The sequence below is a fragment of the Brevundimonas sp. LM2 genome (genome assembly GCF_002002865.1).
Taxonomy (GTDB): domain Bacteria; phylum Pseudomonadota; class Alphaproteobacteria; order Caulobacterales; family Caulobacteraceae; genus Brevundimonas.
Genome location: NZ_CP019508.1, coordinates 1,979,676 through 2,001,478 on the forward strand (window position 1 = coordinate 1,979,676; position 21,803 = coordinate 2,001,478).

A 21,803-nucleotide genomic window follows, 5' to 3' on the forward strand; every position below is an offset into this window, starting at 1 on the left:
AGAGCCGTCGGTGAACCAGGCCATACAGAAACAGGATGGACTCGCGGCCCATGCGGCCGTGACCCTCCTTTGCGCCACCGTGGCGATCAACATCCTGGGCCTGGCCCTCCCCGTGGCGGCTCAGCAGATCTTCGGGCGGGTCATCCGCGAGCCCCAGACGGGTACGCTCAACGTCCTGATCGTCCTGGTGCTGGTGTGCGCGGTGCTCGAGGGCGGGCTCCGGTTCGGGCGCGGCTACATCATGAGCACGGTCGACCGGCAGTTCATGACCCGACGCCTCCACTGGCTGTGCGACCGGGTCGTCCGCAGACAAGAGTTCGTCGTGGCATCGCCCGCCGCAGCCAGTCTGGAACTGGCGACGAGCCTCAGCAAGACGAAGGACCGCATCAACGGCCAGCTTATCGTCGCGCGCGCCGAGCTGCTCTTCGCGCCCGTGATCGTCTTGCTGATTTATTACATCTCCTGGATTTGCGGTCTTACAGTAACGTTAATCGTGATCGGTAGTGCCGCGTTGACCTATCGGCACGCGCGCCGCCTGCCTGACTGTTCCGAAGCTAACTTTCGCACGACGGAGCGGCGGTACGAATTCCTGTTTTCGGTCTTCAGCGCCGTTCGCTCGGTCAAGGGGCTGGGCGTCGAGCACCGCATGGCACGGGACTACGAGCGGCTTCAGGCGGAGGTGGCGCGCGCCAATACGGCCACGGCGGACCTCGTCGGCCGGATCATGAACCAGGCCCAGCTCGCCAATCAGGTGCTCACCGCCTCTCTGTTGGTGGTCTGCGCCACGCTGGTGACCGAGGGCATGACGCTCGGCGCGGCCTCGGCGATCATCCTGCTGGCGGGCCGGCTTGTGGAACCGACGCAGAGGGCGGTCTTCATCTTCGTCCAGGCCCGGGATCTGCGCAAGGCGGAGGAGACCATCGCGGCGTTCTCGGCCGGGGTGGTCGACGCCGTGATCGCGCCGGTCGGCGTTGCGGGCGCGCGCGGGGATCTTGTCCTTGATGCGGTGGAGCTGGACACGAGCGACGATGCGACCGGGGCTTTCGGGGCGAGGCCGATCAGCTTCTCAACGGATGCGGGACGGACGATCGCGATCGCTCCAGGCAGTGAAATCCTCACGACGGCCCTCCTGCGCGCGATCGCCGGGATCGTCCCCGCGAGAAGCGGCCTCGTCACGATCGACGGTCGCGACATCGCCCATATCGCCCAGTCTGACCGCAACCGGCTCGTCTCCTATCTGTCTCCCGATGCCCGACTGTTCGATGGGACGATCCGGGACAACATCACCCGGTTCGGCGAGGTGTCCCTGACGGAGGCCATGGCGGTCGCCCGACTGCTCGATATGGAAGCCCGCTTCAACGAGCTTCCGCGCGGCGTCGAGACGGTGGTCGGCGGCCCGGGCGAAGAGGCCGTGCCGCCGGGGCTGCAGCAGCAGATCGCCCTGCTGCGCGCGCTCGTCCTGCGGCCGCGGGTGATCCTGTTCGACAATGCCGATCGGGGCCTGGACCGCGACGCCTATGCCCGGATGGTGCAGTTCTTCGCCCGGATCCGTCACAGCGCCACGATCGTCCTGGCCACCGACGACGCCAATCTGGCGGCGCTGGCGGACGCCACCTACGGCCTTGACGGGCGCGGCCTGACGCTGCGCGACGATTTCACCGCACGGAGCCGTGCCTATTCGACCCTGAAGCTATGAGCGCCCTGGCGGTCAGCGTCCGGCCCGGCGCGGACTCTCCGCTGGCGGGTGCGATCCGCGCCAACGCTCCGCGCGTGGCGGATGCGCCGGCGTTTGCGCATCTTCTGAGCGTCCTGTGCGAACATTCCGGCCAGGACGCGGCGCTCAAGGATCTGCTCGGGGCCCTGCCCACCGATCCCGGCATGCCGATGGGGGAAGCCCTTCTCGCGACGGTCGCCAACCTGGGATTCGAGGCGCATCGGGTGAAGGTCCCCGGCGAGGCGACCGGGCCGTGGCTTCTGACGGGCCCTCGCGACGAGGCGCCCCGGATCGTGACCCAGGACTATGCGGGTGGCCTGTGGGAGCATGATGCGGACGGCACGGTCCGGGTCTATTCGGCCCGCCACACACCGCAGTCGTGGGCCTGCTGGGCCTTCCGCTCCGAACGCTACCGACATGCCACGGCCGCGGAGCAGCGGCAGCATACCGGTTTTGGCTGGATGCAGGCGCTCGCGGCCCATCTGACCGACGTGCCGCTGCTTCTGGCCCTGATCAGCGTGCTGATCGTGGCCACGGCCCTGGCCTTGCCGCTGCTGGCCTCGACCTTCTACGCCCAGGTGTTCGCCCTCGCCGATTTCACGCCCGTGCCCTTCTTCACCGTCGCCTGCGTCGCGGTGATCCTGCTGAAGACCCAGCTGTTCGCCCTCCGCACGCGGACGCTGGCCTGGGTGGCCAACCGGCTCGACTATCTGGTCAGCACCGCCACCTTCGCCCGGCTTCTGGCCCTGCCGCCCCAGGTCTCCGAGCGGGCCAATGCGCGCAACCAGGCGGCGCGGCTGCGCTCCTTCGAGGGGGTGCGGGACTTTCTGTCCGGGCCGATCGCGGTGATGTTGCTGGACCTGCCGATTGCGGTGGCGGTCATCATCGTCCTGACCTTGGTCTCCCCCCCGATCGCCGGGGCCCTGGCCATGGTGGTGGCCGCCCATGGCCTGCTGTTCTGGATCATCTGGGGCAGGGTGCGCGTCCAGACCAGCGTTGTCGCCGATCAGGCGACCGAAACCCAACGCATGATGATCGAGACGTTCGAGAAGCGGTCGCTGATCCGGGAATGCGGACTGCAGGACCGCTGGGCGGACCTTCAGATCCGCAAGATCGCCGCCGACCAGAATGCCCAGGCGCGTCTCAGGCTCCTGGGGGCCTCCAGCGAGTCGATCGCCGGCGTGCTGCTCAATGCCGGCCTGATGTTCATCTTCGTGGCTTCGGTACACGAGATCTGGGCCGGCCGGTTGGCGCCGGCCTACCTGCTTGGGCTGCTGCTGGCCAGCATGGTGTCTCTGGCCCCGTTCCACGGCCTGTGTCTGGCGGTGCCGCGGATGGAACAGGTCAGGAAGAGTATCGCCCAGATCGATGCCTTCATGCAGACCCCGACGGAGGACGACGACACCAGCGAGCGGCGGCTGCCCGAGGTTCTCGGCAATATCGCCTTCCTGAACGCCACATTCCGGACCGCCGACACGCGCCCCGTCTTCGTCGGGCTGGATCTGTCGATCCGCGCCGGCGAGGTCATCGGCATCTCCGGCGGCAACGGCTCGGGCAAGACGACCCTGCTGAAGTTTGCCCACGGGATGATCATCCCGCAGATGGGGGCTTTGCATGTTGAGGGCGTCGACGTGCGCCAACTCTCCGCCGCAGAACTCCGCCGCCGGGTGGCCTACATCCCGCAGGATCCCAGCTTCCTGCCGGGCTCGCTGCGCACCAATCTGGCCTTCGCCAATCCGCTGGCCAGCGAGGCGCAACTGCACAAGGCGCTCGCGCTGACCGGCATCGGCTGGGCCGCCGACATCCTCGATGCGCGGATCCCGCCGGCCAGCACCCAGGGCGCGGAGTTTCGCTTCCGGTTCGCCATCGCCCAAGCGCTGCTCATCGACAGCCGAGTGTGGCTGATCGACGAGATGCCCAACGCCCTGCTGAACGGCGGACTGGGCGACGATCTCAAGCGCATTCTCCGGGCGGCCAGGGGGCGGCGAACCGTCCTGTTCGTCTCGCACCGGTCCGATTTCCTCGGCCTCGCCGACCGGATCGTCGCGCTTCGCTACGGGCAGGTTCCGCGCGTCAGCACGCCTGCTCAACTGTTCGAGAGTGTCGCATGATGAAAACCGCCGTCCACAGCGTGCCGTCGCTGCGCGTCAACAGCGAGGCGACACGCAGCCTCGTGCGTCCGTTGAACGTCACCGAAACCTACCCCCAGAGGTTGGTGCGGCGGGCCACCCTGATCGGTTCCATGGCCGTTGTCTTTGCCGTGGGCTGGAGCGCCGTGGCTCAGGTCAGCGAAGTGTCCCGCGGCACCGGCGTGCTGGTGCCCACCCTTCGCGAACGCGCGCTCCAGCATCTCGAGGGCGGGCGGGTCGCCGCCATCATGGTCCGGGAAGGCGAGATCGTTAAGGCGGGACAGGCAGTCGTGAGCCTTGCCGACGGGGCCACGCCGCAGGACCTCGAGGTGGCCCGCAGCAGGGCGGCGGACATCCAGGCCCAGATCGACGCGCTGGAGGCCTTGCGGTCCGGGTCGCGGCCGGTCACCGGTCCGCAGGCCGTCGGGGCGGCGGCGATGAGCGCGGCCAATGCCGTTGTGCGCGGCCAGGCGCTGGACCTCGAACGCGCCCAGTTGGCGGCCCAGTCCGCGCAGGTGGCCGAGGCGACGGCATCGGCCGCGATCGAACTGTCCACCGCGCGCCGTGATCTCGAGCTCGTCCGGCAGGAGTACGACCGGTATCGGCGGCTGGCCGACCAGGGCCTGGTCGCCGGGATCACGGTGGCGGAGAAGGAGCGGGCGCGGGTGGCGGCCGAGGGGCGTGTCCAGGTTCTGTCGCGGCAACTCGACGGCTCCCGCGCTCGCCTCACGGAAAGCCGCCGCGCGATGGGCTCGTTCAGCGCGAGATCGGATCTCGAGCTGGGCGAACAGATCCGCGTCCTGAGGGAGGGGCTGGCGGAAGCCGAGGGGGATCTGGCCAAGGCGACCGAGCGCAACGCCAATCTTGTCCTGCGCAGCCCGGTGGACGGCATCGTCAAGGACATCATCCCGGACTCGCTTGGAGAGGTCATCCCCGCTGGGGGGCGGCTCGCCACGATCGTGCCGGTGACGTCCCCGCTCTTCGCGGAGGTGGAGATCCCGGCCGATCAGGTCAGCTATCTGAAGGTCGGGCAAGAGGCGCGGGTCAAGGTCACGGCCTTCGACTTCACCCGGTACGGCTGGGCCAGGGGCAGGCTGGAGTTCATCTCCCCGTCTTCCTTCGTCAACGACCAGGGACTGCGCTTCTATCGCGCGCGCGTGGCCCTGGAGTCCAATACCCTTCCGCGACGGTCGGGGGCCCGGCTGCTGCCCGGCATGGAGCTGAGGGTCGATCTGATCACAGGCCGCAAGACCGTTCTGGACTATCTCCTGAGCCCGGTCCGTCGCGGTCTCGATTCCAGCTTTTCGGAGCGCTAGCGATGGTCTCCCCCTCCACCGGGTCGATCGGCGCGCGGCGCGTCCTGCTGGTCGATGACGACCGGCTCGTCCTGATGATGATGACGGACGTTCTCGAGCGTCTCGGCCATTCGGTCGAGACGGCGCAGAACGGGGCCGAGGCCTATGCGATGATCCGCGAGCGACCCGATCGGGCCGATGTCGTGCTGGCCGATCGGATGATGCCCATCATGGACGGCCTGGCCCTGACCCGCCGGCTGAAGCGGGAGGTGGCGACGCGGCTGCTCCCGGTCATTCTCCTGACCGGCGCCTCCGCACCGAGCGACCAGGCCGAGGGTCTGGCGGCGGGCGCCTTCTACTACCTGCCCAAGCCGGTGGACGACGCCCTGCTGGACCGGGTCATCGGTGCGGCGATGCAGGAACACGACAGCCAGAAGCGCATCCGCCAGACGCTGCGCACACACCAGACCGCCTTCGCCAATCTGCAGGTGGCCCAGTTCACCCTCGACCGGCCGGACGAGGTCGAGGGCGTCGCCAGCCTTCTGGCCAGCATGGCACCCGACCCCGAGCGCGCCTTCCAGGGGCTGAATGCCCTGATCGGCAACGCCATCGAGCACGGTCTGTATCAGATCGGCCGGACCGCCAAGGAGGAGCTCACGGCCCGCGGGGCGTTCCAGGCGGAGCTCCAGCGCCGGGCTTCCGGCGTCAGCGGGACGGTCGAGGCGAGCGGGACCCGCAAGGCCGAAGGGATCCACTATCTGGTCAAGGATCCCGGCCCGGGTTTCGCCTGGCGCACCCGGATCGGCGCAGACCCGTCGACCGCCCGAAGCAAGGGCGGCCGGGGAGTGGCCCGGGCGGCGGTGCTCTTCGACACCCTGGCCTACAACGCCGCCGGCAATGCCGTGGCCGGTCTGATGCGACACGAGAAAACGGAGACCTGGTGATGAATAGATCGAACTTTCTGCGCTTCTTTCGTCTTGCATCGATCGACTTCGCCTTCGCGACCGCCTTCGTGCTCATCGCGGCCCTCGTGGGCTGGCTCTGGTTCAGGACGATCGCGACCAGCGGCGAAGCTTTCGATCACGAAGCCGAAGTCCTGGCGGCCCAGGGCGAGGCGGCCTCCAGCGTGGTCCTGGTCCGGGTCAAGGATCTGGTCGCGTTCAGTGAAGCCGGCGCGGAAGACAGGGTGGCCGAGAAGCTGAAGACGGCGAGCCGCACCAGTCCCTACCTGACGGACCTCGGCTATTTCGAAACCCGCTCGACGGTCGGCCGGTCTTTCATGGCGGGTCGGGGCGCGATCGGACCGGCAGCGTCCGATCGCGAGCAGATCGCCCGCGACCTGCTCCGCAGCCCAGGCCTGATCGCGGTCTTCCCGGCCTCGCGCTACCCGCTTCTCTTCCCTTCAGCCGACCCCCTCGACCTGGTCTTCGCCCAGACCGGGCCCGCCGCCCAGGCGGATCAGGCGGTCAGAATCTACTATGGTCGGCTTTCCCTGGCCCTTCTGGCGCGTGAGCTCAGCGCCGAAACCCACAGCGCCGCCCTGTCGTCCATCACCGCCGAGAGCGACGGCATGCCCATCGCATGGCGCGCCAACTCGCGCCCGACCTGGTCCGACCGACTCGTACCGGCGCGCGACAGGCAGATCGCCGTCCGCTTCGCGCGCGACTATTCGCCCGTGTTCGCCTTTTCCCATACCTCGAAACAGACGGGGCCGCTGATCATGGTGACCGCCGGACTGCTGGCGGTCTTCCTCCTGTTGGCCATGGTGGTCCTTCGCTCGCAAAGACGACGCGTCGAGCAGGCCGCACGGCTTCGCAACGCCGTAGACCAGGCTGAACGGGCCAATGAGGCGAAGAGTACCTTCCTGGCCAATATGAGCCACGAGATCCGTACGCCGCTGAACGGAGTCCTGGGCATGGCCGAGCTCATGTCGCGGACCGACCTGACCGAACAGCAGGCCCTCTATACCGGGCAGATCGCCGCCTCGGGATCGTCCCTGCTGGCGATCCTCAACGACATCCTCGACGTCTCCAAGCTCGAGGACGGCATGATGGCCGTCGATCCGGTCGAGACCGACATCCCGCAACTGCTGCAGGACATCGGCACCTTCTACAACGGGCAGGCGGGCCAGAGGGGCAACACCCTGATGCTGGACCTCGACGGGTCGGTCCCTCGGTTTGGCCTGGTCGATCCGACGCGTCTGCGCCAGGTCATCGGCAACCTGGTCTCGAACGCCATCAAATTCACCGAAAACGGCGAGGTGACCATCGGGGCCCGCTGCGAGTCCGATGCCTCCGGCTCGGCGACGCTGCGGATCGCGGTCACGGACACGGGCCTGGGCATCGGGCCCGAAGAGCAGAAGCGGCTGTTTGAACGGTTCGTCCAGGCCAACGACTCCATCACCCGGACGCACGGCGGCACCGGCCTCGGGCTGTCGATCTGCCAGCAGCTTTGCGGCCTGATGGGCGGGGGCGTGAGCTGTGAGAGCGAACTCGGCCGGGGGTCGACCTTCGTGGCCACCGTCCGGATCGCGCGCTGCGACAGGGGCGCGCCCGCCGTCGTCCAGCAGGGCACGGTCGGATTGGTCGGCGCGTCCGCCACGGTCAGGCGGATCGCCGGGTCCGCGCTGGAGCGCGCCGCCTTCGCCGTGGTGCATTATGCCTCCTTCGACGCCCTGGCCGAGGCTCTGCAGAGCGGGGTCGCCCCCCCTCTGGCCGGTATCGTCATCGACGAAGCCAACGACATTCATGAGGCCCGCGAGGGCTGGCTGTCGGTCCGGGCAGCCCTGACCGGCGAGGGATCGGCCTGGTCCATCCTCCTGGCGGACCGCCAGACCCACCGGTCCTATCCCTCGTTCGACCGCGTGCTGATCAAACCCTTCCTGCCTGAAGCCCTGGGCCAGGCGGCAATGGATCTGAGCGCCGCGCGCCCTGTATCGGCCTTGCCGGTCGCGGTACCCCCCGCCCCGGTGGCGAGCGCCCCTATGTTCACGGGCCGCCGGCTACTGCTGGTGGATGACAATGACGTCAACCTGATCGTCGCCTCGGAACTGCTCCAGGATCTCGGGTTCGAGGTCGCCACGGCCAGGGACGGCCGCAAGGCCATCGCCGCGGCCGACGGGGGGAATTTCGATGTCATCCTGATGGACTGTCGGATGCCGGTGATGGACGGTTATGAGGCCACGCGAACCCTGAAGTCCCTGATGGGGGCTGGCCGTCTGCGCGATGTGCCCATCATCGCCCTGACGGCGAATGCGATGAAGGGCGATCGGGAGACGTGCCTGGCCGCGGGAATGGACGACTTCCTGGCCAAGCCCATCAGCAAGCGCGATCTCGTGGCGGTGCTCAACAAGCTCCCGGGGCTGGCACCAAAACCGGGCTTGGCCATCGACGCGATCCCGTCTCCCCCTGAACCTATGGAGAGGCAAAGACAGCCGGTGGAGAGGCCTGGGCAGATCGCCCCGGCCCGAGCCGCAGCGTTGAAAGTCCGGACTGTGCCATCCGGCCCGGAGGGGGTCCGGCCGAGCCCGGCGGCGGGCAATGAGGGCGGCCCGGTGTCGACCGTGGCGGCGGCACTGGCGGCATCGGCAGCATCGGCCGCGACGCGCCAGCCGATCGCCCTGTTCGATCCTGAGGCCTTCGATGAGACGCGCAGAACCGTGCGCGCTTTCGGCACCTTGATCGCCATCTACCGAACCGATACCGCAGGCCATCTCGAGGCTCTGCAGAGAGCGCTCTCGATGGGGAACATCGCCGACGGGATTCTTCCCGCACACACCATCAAGAGTGGCAGCCGGATCGTGGGTGCTACCGGCCTTGCGGCTCTCGCGGAAGCCATGGAAACGCGCCTGAGGACTGGTCGTCGGATCGAGGCGAGTGAACTCGAAGACCTTCGATCCAGGATGGGTCAGGCTTTCGCAGCCACCCTCGTTCAGATCGACCGACGGATGGAGGTGTCTCTCGCCCTGGCGTCGTGATTTCGGCGAAAGAGGCGGCGGTACCATTCGAGACGAGCCATGGTGTGTCCTGACTTGCCGAGTTCCGAGGTATAGGGCGATGTCAGGCGCTCGACCTCTAACGGCCATCGTCCGGCGAAGTCGCGAAGCACTGCGTCTCACCTGACCGAAGCCGTTCTCACGCCGGAACTTCCACCGTCCGCAACATACTATGATGGCCAGTGCGGGCTCCCGCACCCAAATCACCGACAAAGCGCCGCCCCTGTATTCCAGGGGCGGCGCTTTGCGTTCGGCGTGACCGCGCCGCCCTCGAGCAGGGGCGTCCGGTCGGCCATCGGGCGCTGGCTCACTCTGCGGATCGTCTCGGCCCGATTCACCGCCCGGGTGTTGCAGGCGCAGTACCAGCACAGGGTCCGGAAGAACGGGATGTGGGCATAGAGCGACACGGCCTCCTCGGCCGGCACCCGGCCCAGCCAGTCGGCCCAGTCGGCGGCCCCGACCTGGGGCGTGAAATGGGCGGCGGTCGGATAGCTGGTGTAGCGCGGCAGGTTGGCGTCGTAGCGGGCGATCAGAGCGGCCGTGCGCAGGGTCTTGCGCGTTTCCGCGCAGGCGAGGGCGACGAGGGACATGGCGGGCTCCGAGACGCCGATCGGCCTTATCCACGTCTCGATCCGACTAGGGACGGACCTCGCCGACGTCTTTGACCTCGGTCAAACCGCGGGCTCAGGCCTCGCCCTCGGCCAGGGCCCGCAGGACCTCGGGGCGCTCGACCCGCAGTTCGGTCAGGGACAGGAGGCGGATCACCCCCTGGGTCTTGAGCCGCGTGAGGATCCGGCTGACCGTCTCGATGGTCAGACCCAGATAGTCGGCGATCTCGGCCCGCGTCATGGGCAGATGAACGACGCCCTCCGGGCCCCGCCGCGCCGGATCATGGCTGGGGAGGTCGATCAGGAAGGTGGCGACGCGCTCGAGTGCGGTCTTGCGACCCAGCAGCAGCATCTGGTTCTGGGCCGCCGCCAGTTCGTGGTTGGCGCGATCCAGCAGCGCCGTCTCGAGCGCGGGCGTCTCGCGGATCAGGGTCCGGTAGTCGCTTTTGCGGAAGCGACAGGCCGTGACCGGCTCGATCGCCTCGGCCGAAAAGACGTAGGCGTCCCCCGTCGCCAGCCCCAGGAAATCGCCCGTGAACAGGAAGCCGACGATCTGGCGACGCCCGTCGGCGAGCAGCTTGTAGACCCTGACCGACCCCGAGGTGATGTTGAACACATGCAGCGCCGGGTCTTCGGCGCGGGTCAGGGTGGCTCCCGCCTTCAGGACCACGTGCTCCGCCAGAGAGTCGAGGCGGGTGAGATCGGCAGGATCGATGCTGGCGCACACGCTCAGGGGTCGCGCCCCGCAGGCGTCGCAGGCGTTGCTGGGACGGCGGTCGGCACATCCGGCGGGCAGGGCCTTGAGCTCGAGCATCGGGTCATCCTGACAATGGTCGCAAGCTAGGCCTTTCGCGGTTTCGAAACAAACGATTGCGCCAGATCAAGGCGCGGTGCCGGTTCAAACGCCCATGGCCGGATGGCCTTCATCGTGACCCCGCTGCGATGCGATGAGCTGGACGACGCCCTCGTTCTGGCCAGGCTCGGCTACGCGCGCTTCGACGAAGCGGAGTGGCGCCGCGATCTCGGGGCCGATGCGACGAATGCGGGACACGGCAGCGCGCTCATCGCCCGAAAGGACGCGGGTCGGCCCTGCGGCCTGATCCTCTACCGGATCTTGGCCGTTCCGGACCGGCTTCCGGTGCTGGAGATCGCCCGCCTCGTGGCCTTCGATCTCACCCAGCCCCGACCCATCGCCGAAGCCCTGTTGGACGAAGCCGTGCGGCGCGCGCGTCTGGCCGATTGCGACACCCTGCGGTTCACCCGTCCGCTGGCTGCGTCGCACGACGCCCTGGCCCTGATCCTCGCCTCGGGGCTGGCGGATCTCCACAGCGTGTTTTGACAATGGCGTTGCGCATGTCGAGTCGGCGCAAGGGCGGGCCGCGCCGCGGACCTTCCGCCGCGACACCGCCGCTTCAGTAGTAGCCCGCGCCGGCCTGGCTTGCGGCCCATCGTCTCGCGGACAGGTTATCCAGCTTCGTCGGCCACGAGGTCACGCCGGGGCGCAATTCCGAGGCCCGGAGCAGGACGGCAGGCCAGGTCGCCTGGCCGGCTTCGTCGCGCAGTTCGAACCGGATGGTCGGATCGGCCGCGGTCAGATCGAAGTCGACGACGCCGAAATTGACGTCCGCCGAGAAGGCCTGGCGCACCCGCATCACGGGCCGGCCGGTCAGGTACAGATCGACCGTGTCCTGGGCCAGGGGCGAACTGACGAACTCGTAGAGATCGTAGCCGCCGCGCTGCGACCAGGGCAGGCAGTTCATCTCGCCGAAATGGGTGTCGCCGGACAGAAGCACGACGCCGGTCACCCCGGCCTGCATGACCTCGGCGAAGACGGCGTCCCGTTCGTGGGTGAACGAGGCCCAGGAATCCGCGCCCTCGACCTTGCCGTCGTTCCACCCCGAGCCGGAGATCAGCACCTTGAACGGCGCCTGGCTGGCCTTCAGTCCCTGCAGCAGCCAGTCACGCTGCGCGGTGCCGAGCATCGTCTTGCCCGCCACGTTCGGGGCCTCGTTGGGGTCGCGGTGATAGCGGACGTCGAGGAAGAAGAAATCGATTCCGCCCTGGGACCAGCGAAAGAAGGCTCCGGGCGTGTCGGGCAGGCCGGCGGCGGGATTGGGCCAGTAGCGTTTGAAGGTCTCCAGCGCTGCGGCCTTGCCCGGATGCCGACGGTCCTGGTCGTTGAGGCCGTAGTCGTGGTCGTCCCAGATGCAGAACTGCGGCGTGGTCGCCATGAAGCGACGGATCTCGGGCAGGTCGCGCTGCCGCCGGTATTCCTCGGCGAGGATCTCGGGCTCCAGACTGTCGGCATAGACCGCGTCGCCCGCCCAGACGAACAGATCGGGTCGCGCCGTCTCGATGGCCCCCCAGATCGGCTGGACCGGATAGCGGGCCCGGCGCGCGCACGACCCGAAGGCCAGGCGGAAGCGCGCGGCCGCGACGGACGGGGTGGTCAGCCGCCAGGGCTCGAGCCCCGCGTCGTCCGGATTGGGCTTGCCGTCGACGATGACGCGATAGGCATAGGTCGCGCCCGGTTCCAGATCGGACAGGGTGTGGACCTGGACATGGTCCTGGGCCGGATCGGCCGGCATGGCGGCGGTCCGCCGCGGAGCGGAAAACAGGGGGTCCCGGTCGTACTCGATACAGACGGGCCAGGGCCCGCTCGCCCGGGTCCAGACCACGGCGCGTTCGGACGCGCACCACCCCAGGACGGGGCCCTGCATCAGCCGCTTGATGCCGACCCAGTCGAGGTTGGACTGGGCCAGGGCCAGGCCGGGCGTCGCGCTCGCCAAGGCGGTGGCGAGGACGGTTCGGCGATTCACCGGCATGACGGCCTCACTTGGATGCCCGGACGGAAAGGGTCGCGCCGCCGCCGGGCCGGGCGGCGGCGCGAGGGTCGTCAGAAGTCGTAGCGCAGTCCGACGCCGTAGGTCGCGGGCGCACCGACCAGGCGCGAGGCCCCGTTCAACTCGGGGAAATAGACCTCGTCGGTGATGTTGCGCCCATAGGCATAGACCGACCAGTCCCCCGGGGTCGCCAGGTCCAACCGGGCGTTCACCAGCGTATAGGCCTCGGCCGTATTGCCGGGGATGGCGTTCAGGCGGTTGGACTCCTCGCCATGGTGCGAGACGCCCAGGCGCGAGCGCAGGGCCCAGCCGTTGGCGAAGGTCAGGCCGTGGTTGATCGACAGGGTGGCCGTGACGTCCGGGGCGCCGGGCAGGGGGTCGCCCACCGTGGCCAGAACGTCGGCCACGCGGGCCGAGCTGAACGAGATGATCTCGGATTCGAGGAAGGCCGCCGACAGATCGACGTCCAGGGTCTGGGTCGGGGTCTCGAACACCACGGCGTTGATCGCGACATCGATGCCCGAGGTCTCGGCCTCGCCCACATTGGCCCGGCCGTTGGTGTCGTTGGCGAGGCGGGTGGTGGCCTGCAGTTCCTCGAAGTCGTAGGCGAAGGCGTCGAGCGAGAGCCGGAACCGCCCGGTCGTCCACCGCAGACCGGCCTCATAGGACGTGACCGTTTCGGACTCGAACGGCAGGGTCTCGGCCTGGGTGAAGATCGAGGTGCCGTCGAAGCCGCCCGCGCGATAGCCGGTTCCCGCCGAAACGAAGACGTTCAGGTCGGAGGTGACGTCGTATTTGGCGGTGATGCGGCCCGACACGTTGTCGTCCTCGAACGCGCGATCCCAGATGAAGGGGTTGGTCGTGGCGAAGGTCGTGGTGAAGGTCGAGATGCGCCACGGGTTCAGGTCGTCGTTGCGGCCGCTGAAGGTCGCCTCGTCGCGGGTATAGCGCAGGCCGCCGGACAGCTGCAGCCGATCGGTGACGCGGACGTCGACCTGGCCGAAGGCGGCGAGGCTGTCGCGGGTCTGTTCGTGCAGGTTGTCGTAGATCGTGCGCGCCGTATAGCTGGTCCAGCGGGTGTCGAAATCGATCTCGTCGGACACGGCGAAGGCCCCGACGATCCAGTCGAAGCGCCCGCCGGTGTCGTCGCCCAGCCGGATCTCGAGCGAGGCCTGGCTCAGTTTCTCGTCGGCGTCGAAGCGGGAGGCCGGATAGGGCGAGCCGTCGCCATTACCCTGGACGGCGCGGGTCGTGCCCTGGGCCCCCGCCACGACGGTCAGGTTCAGATTGTCGCCGAGCGCGTGCTCCAGCGTGGCGGAGGCGCCGTAGATGTCGATGTCCTGGGTCGGATATTCGGCGGAGTAGAACTCGAACGGGTCATCGTTTTCCCCGGCGTTGGCGACATTGGTGTCCAGCGCGGCAGAGATCCGGTCGTACTGGCGCGTCTCGCCGCGGTCGCGGCTGCCGAACAGCTTGAGCGTCAGATCGGTCTCGGACCCCAGCGCCATCGCGACCGTCCCCCGACCGGCGATCAGGTTCTTGTCGCCGAACCCTTCGCGACGACCCGGGTCGAGGATCGGCGGCATCTGGTTCTGGACCACCCCCCCGACCGACAGGCGGAAACCGGCCAGATCGCCGGCCCCGGCGCCGTCCATGAAGCCGCCGCCCTGTTCCGCCAGGATGGCCACCCGCACGCCGACGCGGTCCGACACCGGGCCGCCGAAGGCGGTTTCGAAGGCGGTGTAGTCATAGCTGCCGTATTCGACCCGCGCCGTGCCCTCGTGCTGCTCGGTCGGCCCTTGGGTGATCGCATTGATCACGCCGGCCGTGGTGTTGCGGCCGTAGAGGGTCCCCTGCGGTCCCTTCAGGATCTCGACCCGCTCCAGGTCGAACAGGGGCAGGCCCAGATAGGCGTTGGAGGTCTGGTAGACGCCGTCGACGTGCAGGGCGACGGACGGGTTGCCGTTGGGCTTGTAGTCGTCGGCACCCCCGATGCCGCGGATGCTGATCAGGCCATAGTTGGTGCCGCCGAAGGCGTAGTTGATGGAGACGCCCGGAACCTCGTCAACCAGGCCGACGACGCTGGAAATGCCCCGGCGCGCGGCGTCCTCGCCATCGACCACGGTCACCGCCAGCGGCACGTCCTGAATCCGCTCTTCGCGCTTCTGGGCGGTCACGATCACGTCGTCGACCGCGACGGCTTCACCGGCCCTGGCGTTCGCCGCCGAGAGCGAGAAGGTGCGCTCGCCGACCTGGGTCGCGGTCAGACCCGAACCCTGGAGCAGCTGGCGCAGGGCCTCGACGGGCGACAACAGGCCGGTGACGGCGTTGGCGCGCTTGTCGCGGACCAGATCCGGCGAGAACAGGACCTGGACGTCGGCCGCGCCGGCAAAGCGGGTCAGCGCCGTCTCCAGCGCCTGGCGTTCGATGGAGAAGGCGACGGGCTGGGCAGTCGACTGCGCCAGCGCCGGTGCGCCCGCGGCCAGGGCCGCGACGGCGCAGCAGGCGAACAGGCCGCGTCGGATGGCGCCGCGGCGCGGTTTAGAAACGATCATGATATGCCCCTGAAATCGATGTGCCCGGTCCCGGCCGGTTCGCTCTCAGGAACGCGGGCGACGATGACGATCCCCATCCCGTCTCGGAAATTTCACGGAACCGTAGTCACTCCGTCAGGGAAATCGATGCGCCAGACGCCGGGCTCAACCCCCTTCACCCTGAGGCCGAAACTGCCCTCCAGCGCCAGGGCGAACTCGCGCGCGCCGTCGTAACGGAACGACCCGGAAATACGGATCGGCCCGAGGTCCGGGCTGCCCAGGATCAGCCGGTCGCCGGAGTATCGGTTGAAGTCCGCCACCACCTCGCTCAGCGGACGGTTTCGCACCACCAGGCGACCCACGCGCCATGCGGTCGCGGTCTCGACGTCGACCGGTTCGACGCGCGCCCGTTTCGCGGCCGACAACCGCTGGCCGGGGGCCAGGCGGCGCGGGACCCCGAAGGCGGCGTCGCGCGAGGCGACGATCACCTCGCCCTGTTCCAGCACGACCTCCGCGTCTGTGCGGCCCCCCGCCAGCGTGACCTGGAACCGCGTTCCCGTGGCCGTCACGCGGCGGTCGCCGGCCTCGACCACGAAGGGCCGCGCCGCGTCGTGGGCGACCTCGAAAAAGGCCTGTCCGGCCTCGAGACGAAGGCCTCGGCGCCGATCGTCGAAGTCGAGACGCACGCGCGAGAGCGGCGCCAGGGTGACCCGTGACCCGTCGGGCAGGGGCGCGGTCAGGCGCTGGCCCGAGGTCGTGACGATCAGGGCGCGGGCGGGGGAAGGGGCGGCGCCGAGCCACACGGCCCCGCCGATCCCCGTCGCCACGGCGGCTCCCCCGAGGCCGAACAGAAGCCGGCGACGGCTGGGGCCCGCCGCCGTCCGCAGGGCGCGCGCGCGCATCGCCAGCACCGGGGGCGCGCAACTGCCCAGACCCAGTTCCATCCAGGCCATCTGGCAGTCGCGATAGGCGCGGGCATGGTCCGGATCGGCCTGAATCCAAGCGTCGAACGCCGCCTCCAGGTCCGGCGATACCGGGTCGCCGCTGTTCATCCGCGCGAACCACAGATCGGCCGCGTCGCTATCGTCGTCGTTGTCGTTCAGGGCGGTCTGGGTCAGGGAAGGGCGCTCCTCGGGCATCAGGTGTCGGCGATCTGCGCGAGCGCGGCCCGCAGGGCGGACATGGACCGGACCATGTGCTTTTCCACGGCGCTGACCGAGATCCCCAGGCGGTCCGCGATCTGGCCGTAGGTCAGGCTCTCGAACCGGCGCAGGATGACGATGGTCCGGGCGCGCGGCGGCAGGCGGTCGAGGGCGGACAGCATCAGATCCAGACGTTTGCGGCCGTCCACGACGCGCTCGGGCGAGGGCTCGTCGGCCGCGGGCTCGATGTCGTCGATATCGATGTGGCGCCCGCCGCGCGCCTGTTGCCGCCGCGCCCGGTCGCGCGCCAGGTTGGCGGCGGCCTCGAACACATAGCCGTCTAGATTCTGCAGCGCGAACAGGTCGGCGCGCCGCAGCAGCCGCAGAAAGAGTTCTTGGACCAGCTCCTCCGCGTCAGCCGCCGACTCCGTCCGCCGCTGGAAATACCGCATCAGCGCGGGGCGCAGACGTCGAGACAGGGCATCGAAGGCCTCGGACCCGGCCGAGGCCGTGAGGGCCGGCGCGGTCAGGGACAGATCTGCGTCGGAAATCTCGCTCACCCGCGCCGAATGCCACACAGTCATAACCCCTTGATGTCAGCCTCGCCGGGGCGCGCTGCCCTGCGACGATGGCTCGCCCTCAGGGTCTAACGCAGGGCATCCCCGGACCCGCATCCGTCTTCGGGTCCTGTCTCGCGATTTTCTCCGCGCAACGCTGAAGGCCGAGCTCAGCTTGCGCGTCTCGAACCCTCGCCGCTACCCGCCCCCCGCGTCAGCTGGGGCAGGACGACGAAGACGAGGCCCGCCGCGATCGTCAGGCACAGGGCCGGGAACAGCATCGGCAGGATGTCGCTGCCCGTGGCCTGTTTGATCGCGGGCACGACCGTCTGGGCGACGAAGCCGCCCAGGTTGCCGATCGAGTTGATCGCCGCGATCCCCGCCGCCGCCCCGGCCCCGCGCAGGAAGGTCGGCGGCAGGCTCCAGAACACCGGCTGGGCCGCGAAGATGGCCGGGGCGGCGATGCACAGCAGGGCGAACTGGGCCACCGGGTCCGAGGCGATCACGCTCAACACCAGACAGGCCGCCCCGATCAGGGCGGGACCCGCGATATGCCAGGCGCTGTGCCCGACCCGCGCCGCATGGCGCGGCAGCCACCACAGGGCCAACCCCACCAGGACCCAGGGGATCACGTTCAGCATGCCGTTGACGGTGTTGGACACGCCGAAGCCCCGCACCACGGTCGGCAGCCAGTAGCTGAGCCCATAGGCGGCTAGGGGAAACCCGACGTACATCAGGGCCAGCAGCAGGACCCGGCGGTCCAGGATCGCGCGCCAGGCCGAGGTGTGACCCGGATCGGGGCTGGCGTCCGCCTCCGCCTGCAGCGTGCGGGCGATCCAGGCCTTCTGGTCCGCCGCCAGCCAGGGGGCCGTGTCCGGCCCGTTCGGCAGCCGCCACAGCACATAGGGGGCCAGCAGCACGGCCGGGATGCCGGTGGCGATGAAGACCCACTGCCAGCCCGCCAGACCCATCAGCCCGTCCAAATCCAGCAGGGCCCCGCCGATCAGGGCCCCGACCGCATTGGCCACGGCGCTCGCGATCATGAAGGCGCCGATCATCCGCCCGCGATGGGCCTGGGGGTACCACAGGGTCAGGACATAGAGGACGCCGGGAAAGAAGCCCGCCTCCGCCGCGCCGAGCAAAAAGCGGAGGATGTAGAACATGGCCGGACTGCTGGTGAAGCCCAGGCCAATGGTGATCAGGCCCCAGGTGGCCATGATCCGGGTGAACCAGACCCGGGCCCCGACCTTGGCCAGCACCAGGTTGGCGGGGGCTTCGAACAGGAAATAGCCGATGAAGAACAGCCCGGCCCCCAGGCCATAGACCGCCTCGCTCATGCCCAGGGCGTCGGCCATCTGCAGCTTGGCGTAGGAGACGTTCTGCCGGTCGATATAGGCGATCAGATACATCAGACAGAACAGCGGCATCAGCCGCGCCGTGATCCGCCGCAGCGTCGCCGCGCCCAGGTCCTGTGTCATCCCGTTCTCCCTAACTTCCTGCGCGATGGCCACCGCCGGCGATCCCGGCTTTGCGACGGCCCGGGCTTGGCTTAGGGGTAACCGACCCCCGTTGACAACGCTGTCAGAGATTTCGCCATGCTGAGACGCCCCCGTGTCGCCCTGGTCGCCGCCGTGGTCGGACTGTGTCTGTCGATGGCCGGTTCCGCAGGGGCCCAGACGCCCGCCGGGCCGTCACCGCGTGTCCGCGACCTGCTCGGCCGCATGACGCTGGACGAAAAGATCGGCCAGCTGAACCAGATCCCCGGGGGACGCCAGCGGGCGCTGAACTCGCGTCTGGACGCCGCCGCCCTGGACCGGGTCCGCCGGGGCGAGATCGGCTCCTTCCTGCACGTGGCGGGTGCCGCCCAGCTCCGCGAGCTGCAGCGAATGGCGGTCGAGGAGTCCCGCCTGGGTGTGCCCCTGCTGTTCGGCATGGACGTGGTGCATGGCTACAAGACCTTGTTTCCGGTCCCCCTGGCCCTGGCCGCGAGCTGGGATCCGGCGCTGATGGAGCAGACCGCGCGGGTCGCGGCGGTCGAGGCCACCGCCGCCGGGCTGAACTGGACCTTCTCGCCCATGGTCGACATCGCCCGGGACCCCCGCTGGGGCCGGGTCGTCGAGGGGGCGGGGGAGGACCCCTATCTCGGCTCCGTCCTGGCGACGGCCCAGGTGCGCGGCTATCAGGGAACGTCGCTGGCCGATCCCACCTCGATCCTGGCCACCGCCAAGCATTTCGTCGGCTATGGCGCGGCCGAGGGCGGGCGCGACTACGACAGCGCCGACATCACCGACCGCACCCTGCACGAGGTCTACCTGCCGCCCTTCCACGCGGCGGCCAAGGCCGGGGCGGGATCGATGATGACCGCCTTCAACGACATCGGCGGCGTGCCCCTGACCGCTCATCCGGCCCTGGTGCGCGGCGTGCTGCGGGACCGGTGGGGCTATGACGGCCTGATCGTCAGCGACTGGAACGCCATCCCCGAACTGCTGAACCACGGCATCGCCGCCACGCCGCAGGCGGCCGGGGCCCTGGCCCTGCGCGGCGGGGTCGATATGGACATGGCCGGCAATCTGTATTCAGCCCAGTTGAAGGGGGCCGTCGAGGCCGATTCGGCCCTGCTGCCGATGCTGGATCAGGCGGTGATTGCCGTGCTGACGGCCAAGGAGCGTCTCGGCCTGTTCGACGCCCCCTATGGCCGCACCGACCCGGCGCGCGAGGCCGCGGCCATGCTGACCCCCGAACACCGCGCCGTCGCCCGCGAGGCGGCGCGGCGCTCGATCGTGCTGCTGAAGAACGACGGCGGCCTGCTGCCCCTGGCCGCTTCTGTGCGCCGCATCGCCGTGATCGGGGCCCTGGCCGAGGACGCCAACTCCTCGTTGGGCAGCTGGCGCGCCCAGGGCAAGGTCGAGGACGTCCGGCCGCTGTTGCCCGCCCTGCGCGAGGCCCTGCCGCAGGCGACCCTGACCTATGCCCAGGGCTATCGGCCCGAGGCGGCCCAGGCCATCGCCGTGACCGCCTCGGGGGAGGGGGCCCAGGCGGTGGTCGAGATCTCCGACGCCGATGCCCTGGCCGAGGCCGTCGCCGTGGTTCGCGCATCCGACCTGGTCCTGCTGGTGGTCGGCGAGCATTTCGACCGCTCGGGCGAGGCCCGCTCCTATACCGACATCGGCCTCAGCGCCGCGCAGGACGCCCTGGCCGCCGCCGTGCTCGACACCGGCAAGCCGGTCGTGGTCCTGCTGATGAACGGCCGGCCGCTGGCGATCCCCGAACTGGCGGAGCGTGCGCCGGCCATCCTCGAGACCTGGTTTCTAGGCGTCGAGTCCGGCCCGGCCATCGCCGACGTCCTGACCGGCCGCGTCTCGCCCGGCGGCCGCCTGCCGATCAGCTTCCCTCGCGCCAGCGGGGCCGCGCCCCTGACCTATGCCCACCTGCCGACCGGACGCCCGGCGGCCGAAGACCTGGTGCGCGACACCGCCCGCTACCGGGACCAGCCGATCACCCCGCTGTTCGCCTTCGGCCACGGCCTCAGCTACGCCAGCTTCGATTACTCGGACCTGCGGCTAAGCACGACCGAGGTCGCCGCCGACGGCTCGGTCGAGGTCAGCGTCACGGTGCGCAATGTGTCCGACGTCGCCGCCGACGAGGTGGTCCAGCTCTATGTCCGGGATCCGGTCGCCGCCGTGTCCCGCCCGGTGCAGGAGCTGCGTGGCTTCCGCCGCGTGGCCTTCGTCCCGGGCGAGGCCAAGCGGGTGCGGTTCACCCTGACCCCCGCGCAGGTCGCCTTCTGGGACCCCGACGGATGGCGTATCCAGACCGGCGAGATCCAGGTCATGGTCGGGGCCTCCTCCGCCGACATTCGGGCGCGCGCCGCCTTCACCATCACCTCCGAGGGTGTCAGCGACATCCCCGCCGCCGCCATCGCCACCCCGTCCTCCGAGGAGCCCGTCGCTTGACCCTGTCCCGCCGCACCGTCATCACCGGGGCCGCCGCCCTGTCCATCGGCGCCTGCCAGAGCGTGCCCATGCCCGTCGCCGCCCAGGTCTACCCCTCCGTCGGCCGCATCGTGCGCGACGACCCGGCCCTGGATCGCCTGATCGCGCCCGATGCCCGGATCGAGAAACTGGCCGAGGGTTTCACCTGGTCCGAGGGGCCGGTGTGGATCGCCGACGGCGGCTATCTGCTGTTCAGCGACGTGCCCCAGAACCGCATCCATCGGTGGTCGGAGGCCGACGGTGCCGCGGTGTTCCTGGCCCCCTCGGGCTATGACGGACCGGACCCCTCGGGCTTTCGCGAGCCCGGCTCGAACGGCCTGATCGCGGGGCCGGCGGGATCGATCCTGATGGCCGACCATGGCAATCGCGCCATCGCCCGGGTCGATCTGGCCACGCGCGCCAAGACCCTGCTGGCGACCCGCTACGGCGGCAAGCGGTTCAACTCGCCCAACGACCTGGTGCAGGCCCGCAGCGGCGCGATCTTCTTCACCGATCCGCCCTATGGCCTGAAGGACATGAACGAGTCGCCGCTGAAGGAGCAGCCGCACAACGGCGTCTATCGGCTGGACCCCGACGGCACGGTGACCCTGCTCGTCGACGACCTGACCTTCCCCAACGGCGTGGCCCTGTCGCCCGATCAGCGGACCCTCTACGTCGCCCAGTCCGACCCGGCCCGCGCCGTCATCATGGCCTATGACCTCGGCGCGGACGGGCAGGTCTCTGGCGGTCGGGTTCTGCGGGACTTCACCGCCACGGTCGGCGCTTCGGCCCCGGGCCTGCCCGACGGACTGGCCGTCGACGCCGAGGGTCACCTGTTCGCGACGGGCTCGGGCGGCGTCCATGTGCTGACGCCCGAGGGTCGATCCTTGGGCCGGATCGACACCGGCACGGCCGCCGCCAACTGCAAATTCGGCGGGGAGGACGGCCGCACCCTGTTCATCACCTCCGGGCCGTTCCTCGCGCGCCTGCGGACCCGGACGCGCGGCTGAGGCACC

15 protein-coding genes are annotated in these 21,803 nt (G+C 69.4%); 8 read left to right on the top strand and 7 right to left on the bottom strand.

The features are described from left to right. The first annotated feature begins 10 nt into the window (after positions 1 to 10). Genes BZG35_RS09700 through BZG35_RS09720 form a run of 5 tightly spaced genes read left to right on the top strand, consistent with a single transcriptional unit; the run spans position 11 to position 9,114 of the window. A complete protein-coding gene (locus BZG35_RS09700; RefSeq protein WP_077355465.1) occupies positions 11 to 1,696 on the top strand; it encodes an ATP-binding cassette domain-containing protein in 1,686 nt (561 codons plus the stop codon). Further along, positions 1,693 to 3,825, top strand: a complete 2,133-nt coding sequence (locus BZG35_RS09705) for an ATP-binding cassette domain-containing protein (RefSeq protein WP_077355466.1) — start codon at positions 1,693 to 1,695, stop codon at positions 3,823 to 3,825. Before BZG35_RS09700 ends, BZG35_RS09705 begins: the two co-directional genes overlap by 4 nt. After that, complete coding sequence (locus tag BZG35_RS09710) at positions 3,822 to 5,159, top strand: HlyD family type I secretion periplasmic adaptor subunit (protein WP_077355467.1); 1,338 nt, start codon at positions 3,822 to 3,824, stop codon at positions 5,157 to 5,159. Before BZG35_RS09705 ends, BZG35_RS09710 begins: the two co-directional genes overlap by 4 nt. 2 nt (positions 5,160 to 5,161) lie before the next feature. Next, entirely contained in the window at positions 5,162 to 6,082 is a 921-nt protein-coding gene (locus BZG35_RS09715; protein ID WP_077355468.1) for a response regulator, read from the top strand. Further along, entirely contained in the window at positions 6,082 to 9,114 is a 3,033-nt protein-coding gene (locus BZG35_RS09720) for a hybrid sensor histidine kinase/response regulator (RefSeq protein WP_077355469.1), read from the top strand. The genes BZG35_RS09715 and BZG35_RS09720 overlap by 1 nt, the downstream gene beginning before the upstream one ends. A 221-nt stretch (positions 9,115 to 9,335) precedes the next feature. On the opposite strand, the gene BZG35_RS09725 is transcribed toward BZG35_RS09720, so the two are convergent. Next, the gene (locus BZG35_RS09725) at positions 9,336 to 9,722 is read right to left on the bottom strand and encodes a hypothetical protein (RefSeq protein WP_253189139.1); all 387 of its coding nucleotides are present in this window, start codon (positions 9,720 to 9,722) and stop codon (positions 9,336 to 9,338) included. A 94-nt stretch (positions 9,723 to 9,816) separates the two neighbouring features. Further along, a complete protein-coding gene (locus BZG35_RS09730; RefSeq protein WP_171981930.1) occupies positions 9,817 to 10,554 on the bottom strand; it encodes a Crp/Fnr family transcriptional regulator in 738 nt (245 codons plus the stop codon). Positions 10,555 to 10,668: 114 nt separating this feature from the next. Between BZG35_RS09730 and BZG35_RS09735 the strand changes: the two genes are divergently transcribed. Then, positions 10,669 to 11,079: a hypothetical protein gene (locus BZG35_RS09735; protein ID WP_150126002.1), complete on the top strand. Its 411-nt coding sequence runs from the start codon at positions 10,669 to 10,671 to the stop codon at positions 11,077 to 11,079. Between the two features lie 73 nt (positions 11,080 to 11,152). Here BZG35_RS09735 and BZG35_RS09740 read toward each other — a convergent pair whose 3' ends face one another. The 5 genes from BZG35_RS09740 to BZG35_RS09760 all read right to left on the bottom strand — a co-directional run bounded on the left by BZG35_RS09740 (position 11,153) and on the right by BZG35_RS09760 (position 18,294). After that, on the bottom strand, positions 11,153 to 12,565 hold the full coding sequence (locus BZG35_RS09740) for an alkaline phosphatase (RefSeq protein ID WP_077355472.1): 1,413 nt from the start codon (positions 12,563 to 12,565) through the stop codon (positions 11,153 to 11,155). A gap of 71 nt (positions 12,566 to 12,636) precedes the next feature. Then, the gene (locus BZG35_RS09745; protein WP_077355473.1) at positions 12,637 to 15,138 is read right to left on the bottom strand and encodes a TonB-dependent receptor; all 2,502 of its coding nucleotides are present in this window, start codon (positions 15,136 to 15,138) and stop codon (positions 12,637 to 12,639) included. A gap of 92 nt (positions 15,139 to 15,230) precedes the next feature. Next, positions 15,231 to 16,256, bottom strand: coding sequence for a FecR domain-containing protein (locus tag BZG35_RS09750; protein ID WP_077355474.1), 1,026 nt, complete (start codon positions 16,254 to 16,256; stop codon positions 15,231 to 15,233). Further along, positions 16,256 to 16,819 carry an RNA polymerase sigma factor gene (locus BZG35_RS09755; protein WP_253189140.1) on the bottom strand — a complete coding sequence of 188 codons (564 nt, stop codon included), beginning with the start codon at positions 16,817 to 16,819 and terminating at the stop codon, positions 16,256 to 16,258. Before BZG35_RS09755 ends, BZG35_RS09750 begins: the two co-directional genes overlap by 1 nt. Positions 16,820 to 16,986: 167 nt before the next feature. Next, entirely contained in the window at positions 16,987 to 18,294 is a 1,308-nt protein-coding gene (locus BZG35_RS09760) for an MFS transporter (RefSeq protein ID WP_077355476.1), read from the bottom strand. Positions 18,295 to 18,411: 117 nt separating this feature from the next. Between BZG35_RS09760 and bglX the strand changes: the two genes are divergently transcribed. Beyond that, a complete protein-coding gene (gene bglX, locus BZG35_RS09765; protein ID WP_077355477.1) occupies positions 18,412 to 20,769 on the top strand; it encodes a beta-glucosidase BglX in 2,358 nt (785 codons plus the stop codon). Beyond that, the gene (locus BZG35_RS09770; protein WP_253189141.1) at positions 20,766 to 21,797 is read left to right on the top strand and encodes an SMP-30/gluconolactonase/LRE family protein; all 1,032 of its coding nucleotides are present in this window, start codon (positions 20,766 to 20,768) and stop codon (positions 21,795 to 21,797) included. Before bglX ends, BZG35_RS09770 begins: the two co-directional genes overlap by 4 nt. The last annotated feature ends 6 nt before the right edge of the window (positions 21,798 to 21,803 follow it).